The organism is Alexandriicola marinus (assembly GCF_004000435.1).
Lineage (GTDB): Bacteria > Pseudomonadota > Alphaproteobacteria > Rhodobacterales > Rhodobacteraceae > Alexandriicola > Alexandriicola marinus.
In genome coordinates this window covers 186,162-206,076 of the sequence record NZ_RBVZ01000004.1, presented here as the reverse complement: position 1 = coordinate 206,076, position 19,915 = coordinate 186,162, and the positions used below count along the sequence as shown (strand labels likewise).

General features: G+C 62.6%; 17 protein-coding genes and 1 pseudogene. 10 read left to right on the top strand and 8 right to left on the bottom strand.

What is annotated here, in order from left to right; genetic code table 11:
* The first annotated feature begins 1 nt into the window (after position 1).
* Together EP376_RS15070 and EP376_RS23330 are read left to right on the top strand one after the other, a co-directional pair.
* Entirely contained in the window at positions 2–640 is a 639-nt protein-coding gene (locus EP376_RS15070; protein WP_238928778.1) for an ABC-type transport auxiliary lipoprotein family protein, read from the top strand.
* A 117-nt stretch (positions 641–757) separates the two neighbouring features.
* Positions 758–1,156, top strand: a pseudogene (locus EP376_RS23330) (DUF1326 domain-containing protein); the annotation flags it as partial.
* Between the two features lie 19 nt (positions 1,157–1,175).
* On the opposite strand, the gene EP376_RS23325 reads toward EP376_RS23330, so the two are convergent.
* The gene (locus EP376_RS23325) at positions 1,176–1,520 is read right to left on the bottom strand and encodes a hypothetical protein (protein ID WP_238928833.1); all 345 of its coding nucleotides are present in this window, start codon (positions 1,518–1,520) and stop codon (positions 1,176–1,178) included.
* A 142-nt stretch (positions 1,521–1,662) separates the two neighbouring features.
* Between EP376_RS23325 and ppsA the strand changes: the two genes are divergently transcribed.
* Positions 1,663–4,047: a phosphoenolpyruvate synthase gene (gene ppsA / locus EP376_RS15055; RefSeq protein WP_127656436.1), complete on the top strand. Its 2,385-nt coding sequence runs from the start codon at positions 1,663–1,665 to the stop codon at positions 4,045–4,047.
* Positions 4,048–4,059: 12 nt separating this feature from the next.
* Here the strand turns inward: ppsA and EP376_RS15050 are convergent, their stop codons facing one another.
* Positions 4,060–4,485: an ester cyclase gene (locus tag EP376_RS15050; protein WP_164744945.1), complete on the bottom strand. Its 426-nt coding sequence runs from the start codon at positions 4,483–4,485 to the stop codon at positions 4,060–4,062.
* 325 nt (positions 4,486–4,810) lie between these two features.
* Between EP376_RS15050 and EP376_RS15045 the strand changes: the two genes are divergently transcribed.
* From EP376_RS15045 to EP376_RS15015, 7 genes are all read left to right on the top strand, one after another.
* Positions 4,811–5,734, top strand: coding sequence for an ArsR/SmtB family transcription factor (locus tag EP376_RS15045; RefSeq protein WP_127656434.1), 924 nt, complete (start codon positions 4,811–4,813; stop codon positions 5,732–5,734).
* Positions 5,735–5,822: 88 nt separating this feature from the next.
* Entirely contained in the window at positions 5,823–7,331 is a 1,509-nt protein-coding gene (arfA, locus tag EP376_RS15040; protein ID WP_127656433.1) for an arabinosylfuranosidase ArfA, read from the top strand.
* Between the two features lie 107 nt (positions 7,332–7,438).
* Positions 7,439–8,698: an extracellular solute-binding protein gene (locus tag EP376_RS15035; protein WP_127656432.1), complete on the top strand. Its 1,260-nt coding sequence runs from the start codon at positions 7,439–7,441 to the stop codon at positions 8,696–8,698.
* Positions 8,699–8,764: 66 nt separating this feature from the next.
* A complete protein-coding gene (locus EP376_RS15030) occupies positions 8,765–9,661 on the top strand; it encodes a carbohydrate ABC transporter permease (protein WP_127656431.1) in 897 nt (298 codons plus the stop codon).
* Positions 9,658–10,500 (top strand): carbohydrate ABC transporter permease, encoded by an 843-nt coding sequence (locus tag EP376_RS15025; RefSeq protein ID WP_127656430.1) that lies wholly within the window; start codon positions 9,658–9,660, stop codon positions 10,498–10,500. Before EP376_RS15030 ends, EP376_RS15025 begins: the two co-directional genes overlap by 4 nt.
* 18 nt (positions 10,501–10,518) lie before the next feature.
* Positions 10,519–11,634: an ABC transporter ATP-binding protein gene (locus tag EP376_RS15020; RefSeq protein WP_127656429.1), complete on the top strand. Its 1,116-nt coding sequence runs from the start codon at positions 10,519–10,521 to the stop codon at positions 11,632–11,634.
* Position 11,635: 1 nt separating this feature from the next.
* Positions 11,636–13,528 (top strand): glycoside hydrolase family 127 protein, encoded by a 1,893-nt coding sequence (locus EP376_RS15015; RefSeq protein WP_127656428.1) that lies wholly within the window; start codon positions 11,636–11,638, stop codon positions 13,526–13,528.
* A gap of 3 nt (positions 13,529–13,531) precedes the next feature.
* Here EP376_RS15015 and EP376_RS15010 read toward each other — a convergent pair whose 3' ends face one another.
* The 6 genes from EP376_RS15010 to EP376_RS14985 all read right to left on the bottom strand — a co-directional run bounded on the left by EP376_RS15010 (position 13,532) and on the right by EP376_RS14985 (position 19,912).
* Positions 13,532–15,163: a tetratricopeptide repeat protein gene (locus EP376_RS15010; RefSeq protein ID WP_127656427.1), complete on the bottom strand. Its 1,632-nt coding sequence runs from the start codon at positions 15,161–15,163 to the stop codon at positions 13,532–13,534.
* 149 nt (positions 15,164–15,312) lie between these two features.
* The gene (locus EP376_RS15005; RefSeq protein ID WP_127656426.1) at positions 15,313–15,600 is read right to left on the bottom strand and encodes a sll1863 family stress response protein; all 288 of its coding nucleotides are present in this window, start codon (positions 15,598–15,600) and stop codon (positions 15,313–15,315) included.
* A 135-nt stretch (positions 15,601–15,735) separates the two neighbouring features.
* Positions 15,736–17,091: an aspartate aminotransferase family protein gene (locus tag EP376_RS15000; protein WP_127656425.1), complete on the bottom strand. Its 1,356-nt coding sequence runs from the start codon at positions 17,089–17,091 to the stop codon at positions 15,736–15,738.
* A complete protein-coding gene (locus tag EP376_RS14995) occupies positions 17,088–17,897 on the bottom strand; it encodes an IclR family transcriptional regulator (protein WP_127656424.1) in 810 nt (269 codons plus the stop codon). Before EP376_RS14995 ends, EP376_RS15000 begins: the two co-directional genes overlap by 4 nt.
* A gap of 4 nt (positions 17,898–17,901) precedes the next feature.
* Positions 17,902–18,618 carry a type 1 glutamine amidotransferase gene (locus EP376_RS14990; protein WP_127656423.1) on the bottom strand — a complete coding sequence of 239 codons (717 nt, stop codon included), beginning with the start codon at positions 18,616–18,618 and terminating at the stop codon, positions 17,902–17,904.
* A 1-nt stretch (position 18,619) separates the two neighbouring features.
* Entirely contained in the window at positions 18,620–19,912 is a 1,293-nt protein-coding gene (locus tag EP376_RS14985) for a type I glutamate--ammonia ligase (protein WP_127656422.1), read from the bottom strand.
* Positions 19,913–19,915: the final 3 nt, after the last annotated feature.

The following is a 19,915-nucleotide window of genomic DNA, read 5'->3' as shown; positions in this document are numbered from 1 at the left end:
GATGCTGCCAGCTTTTCGCACGATCCGAACCGCGGCCATGGCAATGGGCCTGTCCCTGCTGACCGCGTGCAGTGCCTTGACGGGCCTTGGTGAGGTGTCGACGCCGCTTGATGTCTTCGTGCTTGAACTGCCGCAGGATCTGCCACGGCGTCAGGGTGCGCCGCAATCGCGCGCCATCATCATCGAAGAGCCGACAACGGACGGGGCGCTTGCCACGGAACGGATCATGATCCAGCCCAACGCGCTTCAGGCGCAGTATCTGCCCGGGGTCAGCTGGACCGATCCCGCGCCCATCATGCTCCAGACGCTGATGGTGCGCGCGCTCGATGTGACGGGGGCCTTCGAATATGTCGGGCGCCGGCCGCTTGGTCCGGGGGGCGACTATGCAATTGTCACGGAACTCGTCGATTTTCAGGCGGCTGTCCTCCCAGACGGGGAAAGCGCACGGATCGACATTGCGCTGATCTCGCGGCTCGTGCGTGAAGAGGGGGTCGATATCGTCGCGACCCGGACATTCACCGCCACGGCAACATCGGCGACGCTGTCGGACGCGGATCTCGTGACGGCCTTCAACATGGCGACAAGCGCCGTCATCGCCGAGTTCGCAGGTTGGACATTGTCGAGCCTCGGCGCGATCTGACTTATTTTGCCTTGCCCCACGGCTCGTGGGTGCCTGCCTCACCTTCGATCCCATCCTCGTATCGTCCAATTGGCGGAACGGGAGTCACTCGTGACATCCGAGATATCCGGCACATACATGGAAGCCAGCAACCGCGAGGCCGCCTGTCCTTGTGTTGTCTTCTCACCCCCGACCGAGGACAGCTGCACCGCGGTGCTGGGCTGGCATATCGGTCGCGGCAGCTTTGACGGGACCAAGCTTGACGGGCTGAACATGGCGATGCTGGTCCATGCGCCCGGCAACATGAAGGACGTTGGCTGGACTGTGTCGCCTTGACTTGATGACCGCGCCCACGATGCGCAGCATCAGGCGCTGGCGGGCGCCTTTTCCGGCCGGGCCGGCGGGCATCACCCCAATCTCGGGCTGCTGATCGGCGAGGTTCTGGGCGCGCGGCCGGCAAAGGTCACGATGGATCGGTCGGATCCGACCATGACGCCCGAGGTTGATGGCATTGGCCTCATGGCGCTCGGGATGGCGCCGCTGGTCCGACCCGGGGTCAGGCCTGAGCCAGCGCCCCGATCAGCGCGCCCAGCAGGGCGTGGGGCAGGGTCGGTCCGGCGCCGATCCCCACGTAGGGGTCGTTGTCGCGGATATCCGAACGTCTCAGACTGCAATGCCAGTGACCGTTCGGATGGGTCGCCGTGCCCTTGAGCTGGATCGTCCAGCCGGGAAGACCGCGCCGCACAAGACCCAGAACGGCATCGGTCGAATCGAAATCCGTCGCAGGATCAAAGTCTTCGAACTTTGCCTCTATGGCACTCGCGGCTTTCGCCCGCAGGTCGTCGGTCAGCTCGAGGGCCGCTTCGATCTCGTGGGCGAGTTGGGCAAGTGTCTTATCCATGTCGGTTCACCATTCCGGGAGTTTCGTTTCCCTTCCACCCTATCTGACGCCCGCTCTGGGTCCTTGATCGAAATCAACGAACGGGGGGCGGTCTTCGTCTCTGCTGTGGATGGCGTCACATCTCAGTCGGAGGAGCACGGCCATGGCCAGAACACCCGAAGTCATCTTTTTCGAGAACCTTCGCCGCGGAGACGTGGCCCTCGTCGGTGGCAAGAACTCGTCGCTTGGCGAGATGGTTCAGGAACTCGACAAGCTGGGGGTCTCGGTTCCGCCGGGCTTTGCCACCACGGCCGAGGCGTTTCGCAGGTTCATCAGCGAAAACGCCCTCGATGCGATGATCTCGGACACGATGGACAGGCTCGCCTCCGGCAAGATCACCCTGCATGAGGCCGGCCAGACTGTGCGCAGCGCGATTGCCGCGGGCGACTGGCCCGCCGAGACGGCCGCAGAGATCGGGGAGGCCTACAAGGAACTGTCCCGACGCGCCGAAAAGACGGACCTGTCCGTCGCCGTCCGGTCGAGCGCGACCGCGGAGGACTTGCCCGACGCGAGTTTCGCGGGCCAGCAGGAAACCTTCCTCAACATCGAGGGGGAAGAGGCGCTGCTGAAAGCGTGCCGTGATTGCTATGCATCCCTCTTTACCGACCGGGCGATTAGCTACCGCAACGCGAAGGGGTTCGATCACCTCGACGTGGCGCTGTCGGTGGGTGTGCAGCAGATGGTGCGCTCGGATATCGGCGGGTCGGGCGTCATGTTCTCGATCGACAGCGATTCCGGGTTCGACAAGGTCGTGGTCATCAATGCGGCCTGGGGTCTGGGCGAGAATGTCGTGCAGGGGGCCGTGACCCCCGACGAATTCCAGGTCTACAAACCCTTCCTCGAGGATCGGTCCCTGCGCCCGATCATCGAGCGCAAGCTGGGCGCCAAGGAGAAAAAGATGATCTATGCGGGCGCCGATGACGCGGGGCCCGTCAAGAACGTGCCCACCTCCAAGGCGGAAAAAGCGACGTTCGTCCTGTCAGATGACGAGGTCATCGAACTGGCCCGTCAGGCCGCGACGATCGAGACGCACTACGGCCTGCCGATGGACATGGAATGGGCCCGCGACGGCGAGACGGGCAAGCTCTACATCGTTCAGGCCCGGCCCGAGACCGTTCAATCCCACATGGATAGCGGCGCCCTCAAAAGTTTCACCATCGGCAAGCACGGGCGCAGGCTCATCACCGGTCTGAGCGTCGGTGAACAGATCGCCACGGGGCGGATCTGCCTGATCGAGGATGTGGCCGATATCGACAAATTCGTGGATGGTGCCGTGCTTGTCACCTCGACCACGGATCCCGACTGGGTCCCGATCATGAAGCGGGCGTCCGCGATCATCACCGATCACGGTGGCCGGACCAGCCATGCGGCCATCGTCAGCCGCGAACTCGGTGTGCCCGCGATCGTGGGTTGCGGCGACGCCACCCATGTTCTGCACGATGAACAGGACGTGACGGTCTGCTGCGCCGAGGGCGACGAGGGCTTCGTCTACGAGGGGATCGCGGAGTACGAGGTCGAGAAACTCGATCTCGATCATGTGCCCGAGACCCGGACAAAGGTCATGCTGAACCTTGCCAACCCGTCGACCGCCGCGCGCTGGTGGCGGCTTCCGGCGGATGGCGTGGGGCTTGCCCGGATGGAATTCGTGATCAACAATGCGATCCAGATCCACCCCGAGGCGCTGATCCATTTCGACAAGCTGCGCGACGAAAAGGTCCGCGATCAAATCGAAAGCATGACGGTGGGATACCCCGACAAGTCGGAATACTTCGTCGACAAGCTGTCGCGCGGCCTCTCTCGGATCGCGGCTGTCTGCTATCCCAACCCGATGATCCTGCGGCTCAGTGATTTCAAGACCAACGAATATGCCGACCTGATCGGCGGGACCGAATTCGAACCTGTCGAATCGAACCCGATGATCGGATGGCGCGGCGCATCGCGGTATTACGACCCGGCCTACAGGGATGGATTCGCCCTTGAATGCCGGGCGATCCACCGCCTGCGCGAAGAGATGGGATTCCGGAACGTCAAGGTCATGGTGCCCTTCTGCCGGACCCCGGAAGAGGCCGACCGCGTGCTGGCCGTCATGGCCGAAGAGGGGCTGGAACGCGGGCAGGACGGGCTGGAATTCTATGTCATGTGCGAAGTGCCCTCGAATGTCATCATGGCCGAGGAATTCTCGAAACGCTTTGACGGGTTTTCCATCGGATCGAACGACCTGACACAGCTGACGCTGGGCATCGACCGCGACAGCGACAAGCTGTCGGGCCTGTTCAACGAACGCGATCCCGCCGTCGTGTGGATGATCCGGACGGCGATCGAAAAGGTCCATGCGGCCGGGCGCAAGATCGGGCTCTGCGGTCAGGCGCCGTCGAACTATCCCGAATTCGCGCGGGTTCTGGTGGATGCAGGGATCGATTCGATCTCGGTCACGCCGGACAGCTTCCTCAACGTGAAGAACCACGTGGCGGCTGCCGAATCAGACTGAGGCGCGGGCCGGTCAGGTCACCAGCCCCAGATGGCGGGCGATGGTTGCGCTGTCGTAATAGTCGCGCCCCTCGACCACCAGCCCGTCGCGCACCCGCATGACCGAGCAATAGCGCACCTCTGCGCGTTTGCCGGTCGGCTGGAAATCGCCAAGGCTTGACCGCAGGATGCCGGTGTGGGTGCCGCTGTTGCGAAACTCGACCGTCGCCCATTCGCCGTCGAGGCTGACGATCACGTTTTCGACCTTGCAGGCACCGTCGGGGAACGCCTCGCGCCAACGGTGATAATCCTCGATATAGGCCGCCTTTCCGGTAAGCTTTTCTTCGCGCGCCACATCCTCGAAATCGCAGTCATCGGCGATGACGGCCGCGCCGCGTTCGGGATCGCGCAGATCCCACGATTCGTGAAACTGGCGGACAATCCGTTCTGTCGGGTGCATGATCTGGCTCTCCATGTCGGGGATCGCGCTCCGCGGATCTCCGCGCGGCAGGCACGGGCAGGGGAGACGGATCGCAGGCTTAGAGTATTTCCGCTTGCAGGCAGGATCACAAGCGGCAGGTCGGTCCGGAGCGCAAACGCGCAACCCGCGGATCGCACAGGATCATTCCCGGAAGAGAACGCCCCCGGACAGGTCGCCGAGGTGCCACGAAACCGGGTTTTCACGAAGGCTTTCGCATCAAAAACCTTTCTCTTTATTCATACCCGCAATGCTGATACACAATTTCGATAGGTTATCTCGATAGACAGAAAGAACTGGTTGCCACGTGTCCGAAAAATATCTGCTCGTCGATCCTGAAGAGCGGCTCGACCTCATCAAGGGGTTGGCGAGTGCCGTCAGGGTCTCCATCCTCAAGCTTCTCGGGACGACGGGCCCATTGAACGTGAACCAGATCGCGGAGGCACTGGGCCTGCCGCAATCGACGGTGTCGTCCAACCTCCAGATCCTGGAGGATGTGGGACTTGTGATCACTCGCACGACGAATGCGCGCAAGGGCAGCCAGAAGATCTGCGAATCCGTCTTTTCCGAGTTGCTAGTCGCGTTTCGCGACATGCCTGCGGAAAAGCGCAGCTCCGACATTGAAGTGGCGATGCCGATCGGTCTTTACACCCGGTGCGAAGTGACGGGCCCCTGCGGTCTGTGTTCGTCCGAAGGCGTGATCGGGCTTCTGGACGTGCCGGCGACATTTCTTGACCCGGAGCGCATGCGGGCAGGCCTTTTGTGGTTCACGCAGGGCTTCGTGGAATACCAGTTTCCCAACAACGCGCAGCTCAAACAATCGCGGCCAAACTCTGTCGAGTTCGCCCTTGAGCTAAGTTCCGAAGTCCCTGGGACGAGCGCCGACTGGCCGTCGGATATCTTTCTTCAGGTCAACGGGATCGACATCGGAACATGGACATCGCCGGGCGATTTCGGCGACAAGCGCGGCGTGTTCACACCCGATTGGTGGAAGCTGACTGGTTCGCAATACGGCAAGCTCAAGACATGGCGCATCAATGGCGATGGCAGCTATGTCGATGGCGTGAGGGTGTCGAACGTCACGCTGGACGATCTTGAACTCGACAAGCACCGGTCGATCCGGATGCGGATCGGCGTGCATGTCGATGCGACCCATCCCGGGGGCATCAATATCTTCGGTCGCGGCTTCGGGAATTATGATCAGGACATCGTCATGCGTCTGACGCACTGAAAGGTGTTGACGTAGGGGACATTTCTGCTCAAGAGTATCCGAAAAGTTGGTATATACCAGCTTCACTGGTATTTTGGAGGAGATGCCGATGAAAGCCCGGGTCACAGCGCATTCGCGCTATACGATTTCCGATATCGATAACCGCCTGTACGGCTCGTTTCTCGAGCATCTCGGACGTGCCGTCTACACGGGTGTCTACGAGCCTGGTCACCCTCAGGCCGATGAGAGCGGGATGCGCAAGGACGTGATCGATCTCGTCCGCGAGCTTGATACCCCGATCTGCCGCTACCCCGGTGGCAACTTCGTTTCCGCCTACAACTGGGAAGACGGCATCGGTCCGAAAGAAGATCGCCCGACCCGTCTCGATCTGGCATGGCGGACCTCGGAGTCGAACCAGTTCGGCATTCATGAATATGCCGACTGGGCCGAGAAGGCGAACACCGAGATGATGCTCGCACTCAACCTCGGGTCGCGTGATCTGGATGCGGCGCGTGCCTTCGTGGAATACGTCAATCACCCCGGCGGAACCTACTGGTCCGACCTGCGCAAGAAGAACGGCCGCGCCGATCCGTGGGGCGTGAAAGTCTGGTGCCTTGGCAACGAGATGGATGGCCCCTGGCAGATCGGTCACAAGTCGGCCGCGGAATATGGCCACCTTGCGAACGAAACCGCCAAGGCGTTGAAGGCATTCGACAAAAATCTCGAACTGATCGTCTGCGGATCGTCGCATTCGAACATGCCCTCCTACCCGCAATGGGAGGCGACAGTGCTTGAGCAGACCTATGATCAGGTCGACTACATCTCGCTCCACATGTATTTCGAGAACTACGAGAAGAACACGGCCGAGTATCTGGCCCTGCCTGAAAAGCTGGATCGCTACATCGGAACGGTCTCGGGCGTGATCGACTATATCAAGTCGAAATCCCGCTCCAGAAAGGATGTGAAGATCTCCTTTGACGAGTGGAACGTCTGGTATCACGAGCGCGAAAATGACGCCAAGCGGATGGCTGAATGGGATTGGCCCCATGCGCCTGCGCTGCTCGAGGATATCTACAATTTCGAGGATGTTCTTCAGGTCGGCTGTATCCTGAACACCTTTATCCGCCGCTCGGACGTGGTCCGGATTGCCTGTATCGCACAGCTTGTGAACGTGATCGCACCGATCATGACAGAGCCGGGCGGCGATGCCTGGAGGCAGACGATCTTCTATCCGTTCCAGTTCGCCTCGGCCTTCGGACGGGGCACGGCCCTTCAGCTCGATGTCGATTGCCCCACCTACAATGCCGATGTTGCATCCGGGGTAAGCTATCTTGACATATCGGGCGTCCATGATGGAGATTCCGGAACACTCACCTTCTTCGCGGTGAACCGGAATGGCGAGGAAACCCTTGAGGTCGACCTCGCGCTCGAGCGGTTCGGTACGGCCAAATCGGTCGAGCATACCCTGATCAAGCACGATGATCTGGAGGCTCGTAACACCAAGGAAAATCAGAATAATGTCGTTCCCGTCAAGGGAGACGGGGCGACGTTGGCAGATGGCGGCCTGTCACTATCCCTGCCGCCGTACAGCTACTCGATGATCCGCGTCCAACTTTGAATGTATCGGAATGTCGGGTTCATACCGATCTTTCCGTTGCGCGAATCCGCGAATGTAGTAACCTTTTTCCAGTCCGGCGGAGGAGCCGGAAACCAGGGAGGAAATAAATGAACAAGTTCGTAGCACTTGCAGCCGGTGCCATGATGGCAACTGCGGCACAGGCCCAGGAGACGGTCGTCTGGTGGGACTTCCTCGGAGGCGGTGACGGCGTGCGCATGAAGCAGCTGATCTCCGAATTCAATGAGGCCCACGAGGGCGAGATCGCCATCGACGCGACCACGCTGGAATGGGGCGTGCCGTTCTACACCAAGGTGCAGACCTCGGTTGCCGTCGGCGAAGCGCCCGACGTCATGACCTACCACGCCAGCCGTATCCCGCTGGCCGTGCAGCAGGGTGTTCTCGACGAGATCACGCCCGCTGACTGGGAAGCCATGGGCTTTGGCGAAGAAGATTTCGCACCCGCCATCTGGAACGCCGTGACCGGCCCCGATGGCAAGACCTATGGCGTGCCGCTCGATACGCACCCCATCGTCCTTTACTACAACAAGGACATTCTCGGCGCCGCGGGTCAGCTTGACGAAAACGGCCTGCCGATCGGTCTGGGCAGCGGCGAAGACTTCACTGCGATGCTGCAGGCGCTCGCCGACAGCGGCGAAGTGACCTTCCCGCTCGGCTCCGTGACGGCGGACGGTAACTTCATGTTCCGCACCATCTATTCTCTGATGGGCCAGCAGGGCGGCGAGCTGATGACGGATGGCGAGTTCCTTGCCGGGGACAACGCCGAAAAGCTCACCAACGCGCTGACGGTTCTGCAGGACTGGACGAATGCCGGCCTGCAATCGACCTACACCGACTATCCGGCGACTGTCGCGCTCTTCACCTCGGGTGAAGCGGCGATGATGATCAACGGTGTGTGGGAAGTGCCGACGATGACGGACCTTCACGCTGACGGCAAACTCTTTGAATGGGGCGCGGTCGAGCTGCCGATGATCTTCGACCAGCCGGCGACCTATTCCGACAGCCACGTCTTCGCGATCCCTGCGGGCAGCTCCCAGGATCCCGAAAAGCGTGCGGCCGTTCTGGAAGTGATGTCTTCGATCCTTCAGGAATCGCTCTTCTGGGCGACGGCGGGTCACATCCCGGCCTACAACGCCGTCACCAACTCGGACGAGTTCAAGATGATGGAACCCAACGCGACCTACTCGTCGCTGACGGCCAACATGATCTATGATCCCCAGTCGCCGCTTGCCGGTGTCGCAGGTCCGATGTTCGACGTGATGTCGACCTACTTCGTGCCTGTCCTGAACGGCGAGATGGACCCGGCCGAAGCGGTCGAGGAAATCGCTTACGAGCTCAACGACCTCTGAGCCAAGTGACAAGAGCGGGGCGGCGTTCGTCGCCCCGCCAACCGCCATTGATCGGGGAGGCCGGCGGTGATCCGCAATACCAAAAGAGAAACGCTGATCGCGTATATCCTGATTGCGCCCTTCGTGGCCATCTATGCGCTGATCTTCGTCTATCCCACCATCGACATGTTCCGGATGTCCTTCACGGACTCGCCGCTGATCGTGATGCCAAACGGCCAGCCGCCAGAATTCGTCGGGCTGGAGAACTACACACGACTTGCCAGTGACCGACGCTTCGACACGGCGTTCTGGAACACGGCCTACTTCGTGCTTCTGACGGTTATTCCCGGAACGATTGTCGCATTGGGCATCGCGCTGGGCATCAGCCGCCTGTCGGGCCGGCTTCAGGCGCTGGTTCTTGCGCTGTTCTTCCTGCCCTACATCCTGCCCGTTTCCGTGGTCTACAGGGTATGGGACTGGACACTGAATTTCCAGTTCGGCATCGCGATGCACGTCTTCGACATGATTGGGATCGACCGGGTGCCGGTCTTCAAGGTGACCGGATGGTTCATGCCCGCCGTGGCGCTGGTGACGATCTGGTGGACGGCCGGTTTCTCGATCCTGCTGTTCTTGGCCGGGATACGTGCCATCCCGCAGGAGATTTACGAGGCCGCCTCTCTGGATAATGCGACGCGATGGACGACTTTCCGTCGGGTGACGTGGCCGCTCCTGTGGCCCGTGACGGCGCTTGTCCTGACGATCCAGCTGATCCTTCAGCTCAAGATTTTTGACCAGGTCTATCTGTTCTCCACGGGCGGGCGACCGAACGACAACCTCGTGTTGGTCTACTACGTCTTCCAGCGCGCCTTCCAGAACGACCACGGCGGCCGGGCCGCGGCAATCGCGGTGGTGTTGTTCCTGATCGTGATCGTCGTATCGGTTCTCAACTTCCAGCTGATGCGCCTTGCGGAGAAGAAACAATGAACGCCGATACCGCCAAGCGCTTCAACGCCGCGGGCGCGGCGATCACCGTCTTTACCGTCTTCTGTGCGGTCGTCTGGGCCTTTCCGATCTATTGGGGGATCGTCAGTTCCCTCAAGCCCGAGGACGAGGTCGTCCGACCCTATATCGAGCTGTGGCCCGAGAACCTGACGTTCCAGCACTATTGGTTCGCCCTGACCGAGACGCAGATCGGCCGCTGGTACATCAACTCGATCGCCACCGCGGTGGGCACGACGATCCTGACCATCGTGACCTCGTTGTTCGCGGGCTACGCGATCAGCCAGCTGCGCTTTCCGGGGCGTCAGCCGCTCTACTGGCTCATCCTCGCCAGTTTCATGGTGCCGACCCAGACCCTGATCATCAATCACTTCGTGCTGATCGCGGATATGGGGCTTCTCAACACCTGGGCCGGGATCATCCTGCCCCAGCTGATCAGCCCCGTGGTGATCATCGTCTACAAGCAGTTCTTCGATCAGGTGCCCAAGGATTTCCGCGAAGCGGCGGTCATGGACAACGCGACCGAATTCGGGGTGCTGTTCAAGATTTACATTCCGATGAACTGGGGCGTGACGACGGCCCTCTCGATCGTGACCTTCATCTGGTCGTGGAACGCCTTCCTCTGGCCGTTCCTCGCGGTGACGAAAACCGAGATGATGACGATCACGGTGGGCATCACTCAGGTTACCGACGCGTTCGGGGTCTATTATGCGCGGCAGCTTGCGTCCGCCGTGCTGGCCGGGTTCCCGGTTGCGCTGGCCTACCTTCTGTTCCAGCGCCGCGTGACACAGGCAATCACCCTCAGTGCAGGGATCAAGGGATAATGGGAAACGAGGCAAAGCATGGCTGAGATCGCCCTTCAGAGCGTATCCAAAAGCTTCGGGAACGTGGATGTCATCAATGACATCTCACTAACCGTCGGATCGGGAGAACTGGTGGTTTTCCTCGGGCCGTCGGGCTCGGGAAAATCCACGCTGCTGCGGATGATCGCGGGGCTCGAGACCATCGACAAGGGCAAGCTGCTGATTGCCGGGGCGGAAAGCCAGAACCTGGCTCCCGGTCAGCGCAACGTCGCGATGGTGTTCCAGAACTACGCGCTTTATCCGCACATGACCGTGCGCGAAAACATGGCCTTCGGGCTCAAGAACGTGAAAATGGCCCCGAACGAGATCGAACGCCGGGTCAATGACGCCGCCCGCATACTCGAGATGGATGCGCTTCTGGACCGGCGTCCGTCACAATTGTCGGGCGGTCAGCGCCAGCGGGTCGCCATCGGTCGTGCCATCGTCAAGGAACCTGCCGCCTTCCTGTTCGACGAACCCTNCATCGTCAAGGAACCTGCCGCCTTCCTGTTCGACGAACCCTTGTCGAACCTCGATGCGGCGCTGCGGGTGCGCACCCGGGTCGAGCTGGCCGAACTGCACCAGCGCATCAACACGACGATGATCTATGTGACCCACGACCAGACGGAGGCGATGACGCTGGCCGACCGGATCGTTGTTCTGAACGATTGCAAGATCGAGCAGATCGGCTCTCCGATGGAGGTCTACACCTATCCGGCGTCGCGCTTCGTCGCAGGGTTCATCGGAAGCCCGGTGATGAACTTTCTCAAGGTCGAGATGACCGGCACCGGAGAGAACTCGGTCGCCACGTTGGGTGACGGATCGCGCGTTCCGCTGACGATCACCGTTCCCGAGGCGGGCCGGTATGAGCTGGGCATTCGCCCCGAATCCGTGCGCGTGCAGGCGGACGAACCCGACACGACAGGCCTGGCCAAGGTCGTCGAACATCTTGGCGACCGGACGCTGGTCTATGTGGAATTGAAGGACGGCTCGATGATCACCGCGCAGGACAGCGGGCGGTCGCAGGTTGCCCCGGGCGAGACCGTCTCGCTGAAGTTCGACATCAGTCAGCTTCATCTCTTTGATCAGAGCGGGAAAGCCTATCACTCTCACTGATATGCGCAGCTACCAGCCTGTCAATTTCAGCGAGGTCGAGATCACCGGCGCATTCTGGCGTGAACGTCTGGATTGCATCCTGACGCAGACGATCCCGAGCCAATTCAGGATGCTCGGCCAACACGGCATCCTGAACAGCCTGAAATTGCCAAGGCCGGTCCCGCCGCTGACGATCCCCGAGAACCGGCATGGGTTTTCCACGCAGATTTTCTGGGACAGTGACATCGGCAAATGGATCGAGGCGGCCTCCTATGCCCTGTCGTTTCGCCGTGACGCGGAAACCGAGGCCCGGATCGAGGCCATCACCGATGACCTCGAGGCCGCGCAGGACGCGGACGGCTATCTCAACTGCTGGTATCTCGGTCGCGAGCCGGAAAACCGCTGGACGAACCTGCGCGACAATCACGAGCTTTACTGTGCGGGCCACATGCTGGAAGGGGCGGTGGCCTATTTCCACGCCACGGGCCGGGACCGGCTCTTGCGGATCATGGAGCGTTATGTCGCCCATATCGCGACGGTGTTCGGCCCGGGCGAAGGCCAGCGGCGCGGCTATCCCGGCCATCAGGAGATCGAGATCGCGCTGATCCGGCTTTATCACGCGCGCGGCGGGACAGAGCATCTGGATCTCGCCCGCTACTTCATCGACGAACGCGGCCGGCAGCCCCATTACTTCGACGCCGAGGCCCGTGCCCGGGGCGAGGCTCCCTCCGATTTCTGGGCCGGGACCTACGAATACAACCAGTCCCACCTGCCGGTGCGCGACCAGACCAAGGTCGTTGGCCACGCGGTCCGGGCCATGTACATGTATGCCGCGATGGCCGATCTGGCCGCCGAGGACGGTGATGCCGCCCTTCTGTCGGCCTGCGAGACACTGTGGGAGGACATCACCACCAAGCGGATGTATGTCACCGGCGGCTTCGGGCCTTCGGCCTCGAACGAAGGTTTCACCACCGATTTCGATCTGCCGAACGATACCGCCTATGCCGAAACCTGCGCCTCGGTCGCGATGGTGTTCTGGGCCGCGCGGATGCTGAACATCGATCTCGACGGCCGCTATGGCGACATCCTTGAACAGGCGTTGTTCAACAATGTGTTGGCCGGCCTGTCGCTCGATGGCGAGCGGTATTTCTACGACAACAAGCTGGAAAGCGACGGCAGTCATGAGCGGTGGGAATGGCATCCGTGCCCCTGCTGCACGATGAATGTCTCGCGGTTGCTGGCCTCGATCGGGGGCTATGTCTTCTCGACCGGGGACAGGGAGCTTGCGGTTCACCTTTATGGCGGGACACGGGCGAATGTCACTCTGGGGGGCGTGCCGGTCGGCGTCGACGAGGTCTCGGGCTATCCGTTCGATGGCGCCGTGCGGATCACCATCTCGCCCGAAACGCCGGTCGATTTCACCCTGTATCTGCGGGTGCCGGGCTGGGCGAAGGGGGCGGCGCTTCGCATCAACGGCGTGTCGGTCCCGCTTGAGGTTGAAAAGGGCTATGCCCGTCTTGGCCGGACTTGGATCGCGGGGGATGTGGTCGAACTGACCCTGCCGATGCACCCCGAGCGCGTCTATGCCGATCCAAGGGTGCGGCAGGCGCTTGGCCGGGTGGCGCTCAGGCGGGGGCCGGTCGTCTATTGCATCGAGGATCACGATCATGACGTGTCTGTCGCGCAGATGCGCTTGCCGCGCGATGCGGACCTGCAGACAGAGCCGCACGATGCGCTGGTCCCCGGAATGACTGCGATCACCGCAGAGGCGGCCGTCTCTCGGCCGCCGCATTCCGGAATGCCGCTCTATTCGGTCGAACCGCCGGTCACGACGCCGGCCTTGATGACCGCGATCCCCTATTACCTCTGGGCCAACAGGGGCCCCAACCGGATGAGCGTCTGGATCCGGGAGTAGCGCTCAGGCCGCCGCGCGGCAGAGGCAACTGGCCCGGATCGGCACATCGGCGCGGGCCAGCGCCTGATCGAGTTGCGCCCGGATATGGCCGATCTCGACCGTTTCACCGCGCCGCGACAGGCATTCATGCAGCCCGTGCAGCGCCCAGACATTGCGCGGATGCTGGCTGGGCCGCGGCAATTTCGCGTCAAGCCCAAGGTCCGCACGATAGACGTCCTCGGCCTCCGCATAGGCCCCGGCTTCCATCAAGAGGGCACCAAGCGCATGGCGCGTGGGTTGCGGCCAGCCCCACGGCTCTTCGTACATCAGCCCGTCATCCAGCGCGACGGCGCGGCGCAGATGATCGAGCCCTTCGTCGCGCTTGCCCGACTTGAACGCCACCTCGCCCAGCATCATCTGCCGCGCCACCGCCAAGAGATCGAGGGCCGAATTGTTGAACAGCATCCGTTCCTCAGGCACCGCGGCATAGGCGGCGTCGAAGGCCAGAACGGCCTCCGCGGCCTCGTCATGGCGGCCAAGATTGGCCAGCGCCACCGCGCGGGCATAGAGGATCAGCGCGTTCGTGACGGTGTAGACTTCGGTATCCGCAGGAAGCTCGAGATCGAGGATCTCGGACCACATGCCAAAGCGGATATAGACATGGGGCAGGGCGGCCACGAAGGTTTCGAACAGGTCCGGGTAGACAAGGACAACCTCGTGCGGGACCTCGTCCCGGAGCCGCAGGGCCGCGTCGATTGCCGCGGCCTTCTGGCCAAGGAACATCGCGCCATACATCGCGAAATGCAGGTTGTGGATCCGGTAAAGCGCATAGAAATTCTCGTCGCCCACCTTGGCCTTGAACGTCTCGTCCACCTGCGCGGCGGCCAGGTTGCGTGACAGGACATTCTGGTAATCCCCGCACAGCACATCGATATGGGTTGCCATATGAACAAGGTGGCCCGCATCGGGCACAAGGCCCGTCAGCCTGTCGCCATGGCGCAGCGCGCGTTCGGGGTGAGGCGACATCTCCATCAGGTGGATATACATGTGCAACAGCCCCGGATGATCCCATGCGCCGGGCGTCTCGTCGAAGGCACGTTCAAGCACTGCCATCGCCTCGGTGGTAGAGGCATCGGGGTTGGGGATACCGACCCTGAAGTCCCACAATTGCCACGGCGTGCGGTTCATCAGCGCCTCAGCATAGACGAAGGCCACGTCCAGATCGTCGGGATGGGCCTCGTAGACCGGCTTCATCGCGGCGGCAAAGCCGTCATTGAAGGGTTGGTAATCCTCGATTTCCGGATCAGTGGGATAGCGGGAGGCCAGCGCCGTCAGCAATGCCCGTTCGGGCGCCGGCGCCGAACTCAGCGCGAGCCCGGCGGCAAGGGCCGCGTGCGCGCGGGCAAGCGCAGGGGCCTTTTCCTCGGGATCGAAGACCTCCCACGGCTTGTTGTAATTGGGGCCGATCGCATAGGCGATGCCCCAATGGGCAATCGCGCAATCCGGATCGAGGGCGAGCGCCTTTTCGAAACAGGCGATCGCCTCTTCGTGGTTATAGGCAAACAGCCAGACGAGGCCCCGATCGGACCATGTCTGCGCCTCGGGGATCAGGCTTGCCGGTCGGGAATGGGTGCCAAGGTCGAAATAATCGGTCATGCGCCAGCCTCCTGTAACTTGGGGGTCAGGCTAGCACATCCCGCGATCCTGACGCACGTTCAAGATTGGCGGGCAAGATTGGCGGGAGGGCTGCGGCCGGGCCGCGCCCTCTCCGCCGGGTCACCCCGACTGGGGACGAGGTGCCCGCCCTAGCGAAAGCGCGCAGAGGCGCTCTCGAAGGCACCCGAGATACTCTTCCACGCATTGTCGAAGCCGGACTTCATGTCGGCCCAGGCGTCGTCGCTGGCGTCGCGCAGTTTCCTGAGCTGATCTTCGGCCTCGTCGCGTTGTGTCTGCATCTCTTCGAGCTGTTTGCGGTATTCGATCTTGGCGTCAGCTTCGGCCTCGTCGACCTTGGCCTGCATCTTCTCGATATCGGCATTCCACTGATCGAGCCTCGCCTTCGCCTTTTCGATGTATTCGTCTCTCTCGGACATGGTGTCGGCTCCTTTCTGGTCTGCGGCGCAGGGTTTGCGCCGTTCGACAAAGACCTATGCACCCTCCGCCAAAGAAAAAGCCGACCCGGCGGATTCTTGCCGGGTCGGCGTGTGATCTGACGTGAAAGCTGGGGCTTAACTTACTGCTTCGAAACCCGTTTCCAGTGCCGACAGGATCTTGTCCACATGTGCCTCTGTGAGGATGAGCGGCGGCGAGAAGATGACGTTCGGCCCCGAGATACGCACCATGGCCCCCGCTTCGTAGGTCGCGCGATGCAGGGCTGCGATGGTGTCCTTGTCGACGCTGGTCTTGGTCTCGCGGTCGGAAACCAGTTCCAGCGCGCACATCAGGCCATGCCCGCCGCGCACGTCCCCGATCAGCGGGAACCTGTCCTTCATCGCCGACAAGCCGGCGAACAGCTGCTTGCCCCTTGCGGCGGCGTTGTCCTTGACGTTCAGGCGCTGCGTCTCTTGCAGGCAGGCGATGGCGGCGGCGGCGCCTACGGGATGGCCCGAATAGGTGTAGCCCGACCCGATGGCCGCGGCACCCGTGGTGTCATCCTCGAAGACAGAGACGACCTTGTCCGACACCATGACCGCGCCGAAGGGGAAATAGCCCGTGGTGATCGCCTTGGCGGTACACATCAGGTCGGGCTTCACGCCCCAGTGACGCGAGCCGGACCAGTCGCCCGTCCGGCCGAACCCGGTGATGACCTCGTCCGCAATCAGAAGGATCCCGTGCCGGTCGCAGATCTCGCGCACGCCGGGCATGAAGCTTTCATGCGGCGGGATCACTCCGCCCGCGCCCAGAACCGGCTCCATGATGAAGGCCGCGATGGTGGACGCGCTCTGGAACGCGATCTCGTCTTCCAGCGCCGACAGGCACAGCTGCGCCAGCTTCTCGGGATCGCTCTCGTTGAACGGGTTGCGGTAGGCATAGGGCGCGGGGATGTGATAGCAGCCCGGCATGAGCGGCTCGTACATCGTGCGGAAATTGGCGTTGCCGTTGACGCTTGCCGCCAGCGTATGCGTGCCGTGATAGCCCTTCTTGAGGCTGAGATACTTCACCCGGCCTGACTCGCCGCGCACCTTGTGGTATTGCCGCGCAAGCCGCAGCGCGATTTCCACGCTGTCCGATCCGCCCGAGGTGAAGAAGGCCCGAGACAGGCCGTCGGGTTCGAAGAATTCCTTGAGCATGTAGCCCAACTCGATCGCGGCATCGTTCGAACTGCCCCGAAAGATCGAATAATAGGGCAGCCGGTCCAGCTGTTCGGTGATGGCGCGTTTCACCGGGTCGCAGGAATAGCCGAGGTTGACGTTCCAAAGCCCGCCGACCGCATCGACGGTGGTGTGCCCGTCGACATCGGTGATCTCGACCCCGTCGCCGCCCACGATGATATCGGGCGGATTGGCGAGGCTGTCTGCGGGGTGCGCCATCGGATGCCATATCTGGCGGGCGTTGTTTTCCTTGAGAAAGTTTGCGTCTTTCATGATCGGGCCTTTTGTTTCTGGGGCATCTGGACTGGATTGGGCAACACGGCAAGATCGGCGGGCCGTGCGCCAAGGGAAAGGGAGGCGTCGCGCGCCACGGCATGCAGGTGGCGCGAGATGTCATCCATCCGTTCGGGCGTGGCCCGCAGCGCGGGCACCGCCACCGAAAGCGCGCCCACGACGCGCCCGCCTTCGCCGAACAGGGGAGTGCCCTGCGACGTGACCTCGCGGTCGAAACTCCCCTCCAGCCGGCTCAGGCCGGTGGCGCGGGTCTGTGCGATCATCTGGCGCAGGGTTTCGGGGTCGGTCACGGTGCGGGCGGTAAAGGGCGGCAGGGGCCGGCTGAGGACGCGCTGGCGCAGGTCGTCGCCGGCAAAGGCCAGAACGGCGAGCCCCGAGGACGTCGCGTGAAGCGGCAGGATTTCGGACGGGTCGAAATGGACCTGCGTGCCATGCAATTGCGGATCGGCATGAAACAGCGGCGACAACGCGTCGCCCTGCAGCAGGGACGCATGAGCCAACTCGCCCACGGCCTCGGACAATTCGGTCACGATCGGGCGCAGAAGCGCGCGCACCGGGAACGCCGCCTCCCGCACGGCGGCCAGCCGCAAGAGCGCGGGGCCCAGCCGGTAGGCGCGGGTCGTGGGATGCTGTTCGAGAAAGCCGTTCTGCTCCAACTCGGTCAGGTGTCGATGCACCGTCGCCTTGTCGCGCCCCGTCAGGCGGACGAATTCGGCCAGACCGATCTCGCCCCGGCTGGGCGAGAAATGGGTCAGCAATTCCAGTGCCTTGGTAATGGTGCCCATGCCGCTACCCCCTCGCTGCCCGGGCATGTTCAAAGAAACGCGCGATCTCTGCCGCGAAGGCTGCGCGGTCGGCCCTCTGCGCCAGCGAGGCGCGGGCGCGGGCGGTCACCTCGGGGCCGACGTAATCGGCATATTCCTCGACCAGATCGGTGATGAAGTCATGGGTCATCTCGGGATGGTGCTGGATCGTCGCGACGTGATCGTCAACCGCGAAACCTGCGATCGGCAGGCCGGGGCCTTCGAACAGATGAGTCGCGCCGTCGGGCAGACGGTCGACCTGTTCGATATGCGAGCCATAGAGCGCAAATTCCGTCTCCGGGCCGGACCAGGGCGCGCGGGCCGTGCGGCTGACATGCAAAAGCCCGTGGCCCCAGCCATCAGGGTTGCGCACGATGCCCGCGCCCATTGTTTTCGCGATCAGCTGATGCCCGAAACACGCCCCGAACAGCGGCAGGCGGGCGGCCATGATCTGGCCAATCAGGTCCGACAGCCGGGCGATCCATGGCGCATCGTCGTTGACCGACGCCGGGCTGCCGGTGATCAGGACACCGTCGTAATGCGTGATATCCTCTGGCCATTCGTCGCGGCAGACCCAGACGGGCGTCGTGGTCCAGTCGGGCCGGACCTCCGCGATGAGCGTGCCGAACTTCTCGCCATCATCGGGGCGCGCGCGCGAAAACGCGCTGTCATCGGTGTTGGTGATCAGGATCGCGATCCGCATCTCAGACAAACCAGACATAGAAATCGAGGAGCGCGTTGGGTTCCAGATCCCGGGTTTTGCGGAATTCCTGCTCCTTCATATAGGCCTGATGGGCGCATAGCTCGCTGCCCACGGCCGCGGTCAGGGCGCCGTCGGCCACCATGTCCTGCACCGCGCGGCGCAGGTTCGGGGCCACGCCTTCGCGTGCATCGGTGCGGTCGAACCCGTCGCCGGTTTCCATCGGGGGCAGGGCATAGCCGTTTTCGAACCCAAGCCGCGCGGCCTGAAGAACCGCGGCGCAGGCCGTATAGGGGTTGGCCGAAGCATCTGCCATCCGGTGTTCTAGCCGGGCCTTGGCGCCACCCTCGCTCGAGACCCGGGTCGTCACCGCCCGGTGGTCGCCGCCCCAGTTCCGCCAATAGCCCGACATGGCCGCGGGCTGAAGCCGCAGGTAGGACCCGGCGGTGGGCGAGACAAGCGCCGCGAGCCCCTTGTGGTGATGGACCAGCCCCGCAAGGCATCCGCGGGCCAGATCGCTCAGGTGATCGGGGCCGCCCCTGGGGCCGGAGGCCACGGCATTGTTGCCCTCGGCATCGGTGAAGGAGAAGTTGATATGCATCCCCGATCCGCCCAGTTCGGGGATCGGCTTGGGCAGGAAGGTCAGGATCACACCGTGATCCAGCGCGATTTCCCGCGCCATCAGGCGGAACAGGACGATATCGTCCACTGCCTTCAGCGCGTCGTCGAAGGTCAGGGTGTATTCGTATTGCGGGCTGTCATATTCGGCGGTGATCATCTCGAGCCGAAAGCCCATCTCATCGGCCTTTTGCCAGATCAGGTCGTTGATCCGCATCGGATCGGCAAAGGGGCCGGTGCCATAGACGACGCCGCCCGGCGCATCATAGGGGCGCAACTGGCCGCTTTCATCGCCCTGCATGGCATAGGCCTCAAGTTCGATACCCAGTTTCGGCGTCAGGCCCAGTTTCGCCCAGTCTGCCACCGCGCGCTTCAGCGTGCCGCGCGGGCAGAGTGGCAGCGGGGCGCCGTCCACATCGTAGAGATCGCCCAGAACGACCTTGGTGCCGGGATCCCAGCTGTCGCGGATCTCGGCCCCCTGCCAGCGCAATTCCATGTCGGGCATGCCCTGCCTCACCATGGCATGGGGCGCATCCAGCATCAGGTCGCGGTCGTAATGCACGCCGAATGTCGCGCGGGCAAAACGCGACGATCCGTCCCCGATCTTCGAGGCGGGCAGATGCTTGCCCCTCGGGATCGAGAGGTGATCAATGAACAGCGTGCGCAGGCGGTCAGGCATCGG

Bases quoted from the DNA above. Each gene is read 5' to 3' on its own strand.
- EP376_RS15070 (WP_238928778.1), top strand. From the start codon at position 2: ATGCTGCCAGCTTTTCGCACGATCCGAACCGCGGCCATGGCAATGGGC.
- EP376_RS23325 (WP_238928833.1), bottom strand. From the start codon at position 1,520: ATGGATAAGACACTTGCCCAACTCGCCCACGAGATCGAAGCGGCCCTC.
- ppsA (WP_127656436.1), top strand. From the start codon at position 1,663: ATGGCCAGAACACCCGAAGTCATCTTTTTCGAGAACCTTCGCCGCGGA.
- EP376_RS15050 (WP_164744945.1), bottom strand. From the start codon at position 4,485: ATGCACCCGACAGAACGGATTGTCCGCCAGTTTCACGAATCGTGGGAT.
- arfA (WP_127656433.1), top strand. From the start codon at position 5,823: ATGAAAGCCCGGGTCACAGCGCATTCGCGCTATACGATTTCCGATATC.
- EP376_RS15035 (WP_127656432.1), top strand. From the start codon at position 7,439: ATGAACAAGTTCGTAGCACTTGCAGCCGGTGCCATGATGGCAACTGCG.
- EP376_RS15025 (WP_127656430.1), top strand. From the start codon at position 9,658: ATGAACGCCGATACCGCCAAGCGCTTCAACGCCGCGGGCGCGGCGATC.
- EP376_RS15015 (WP_127656428.1), top strand. From the start codon at position 11,636: ATGCGCAGCTACCAGCCTGTCAATTTCAGCGAGGTCGAGATCACCGGC.
- EP376_RS15010 (WP_127656427.1), bottom strand. From the start codon at position 15,163: ATGACCGATTATTTCGACCTTGGCACCCATTCCCGACCGGCAAGCCTG.
- EP376_RS15005 (WP_127656426.1), bottom strand. From the start codon at position 15,600: ATGTCCGAGAGAGACGAATACATCGAAAAGGCGAAGGCGAGGCTCGAT.
- EP376_RS15000 (WP_127656425.1), bottom strand. From the start codon at position 17,091: ATGAAAGACGCAAACTTTCTCAAGGAAAACAACGCCCGCCAGATATGG.
- EP376_RS14995 (WP_127656424.1), bottom strand. From the start codon at position 17,897: ATGGGCACCATTACCAAGGCACTGGAATTGCTGACCCATTTCTCGCCC.
- EP376_RS14990 (WP_127656423.1), bottom strand. From the start codon at position 18,618: ATGCGGATCGCGATCCTGATCACCAACACCGATGACAGCGCGTTTTCG.
- EP376_RS14985 (WP_127656422.1), bottom strand. From the start codon at position 19,912: ATGCCTGACCGCCTGCGCACGCTGTTCATTGATCACCTCTCGATCCCG.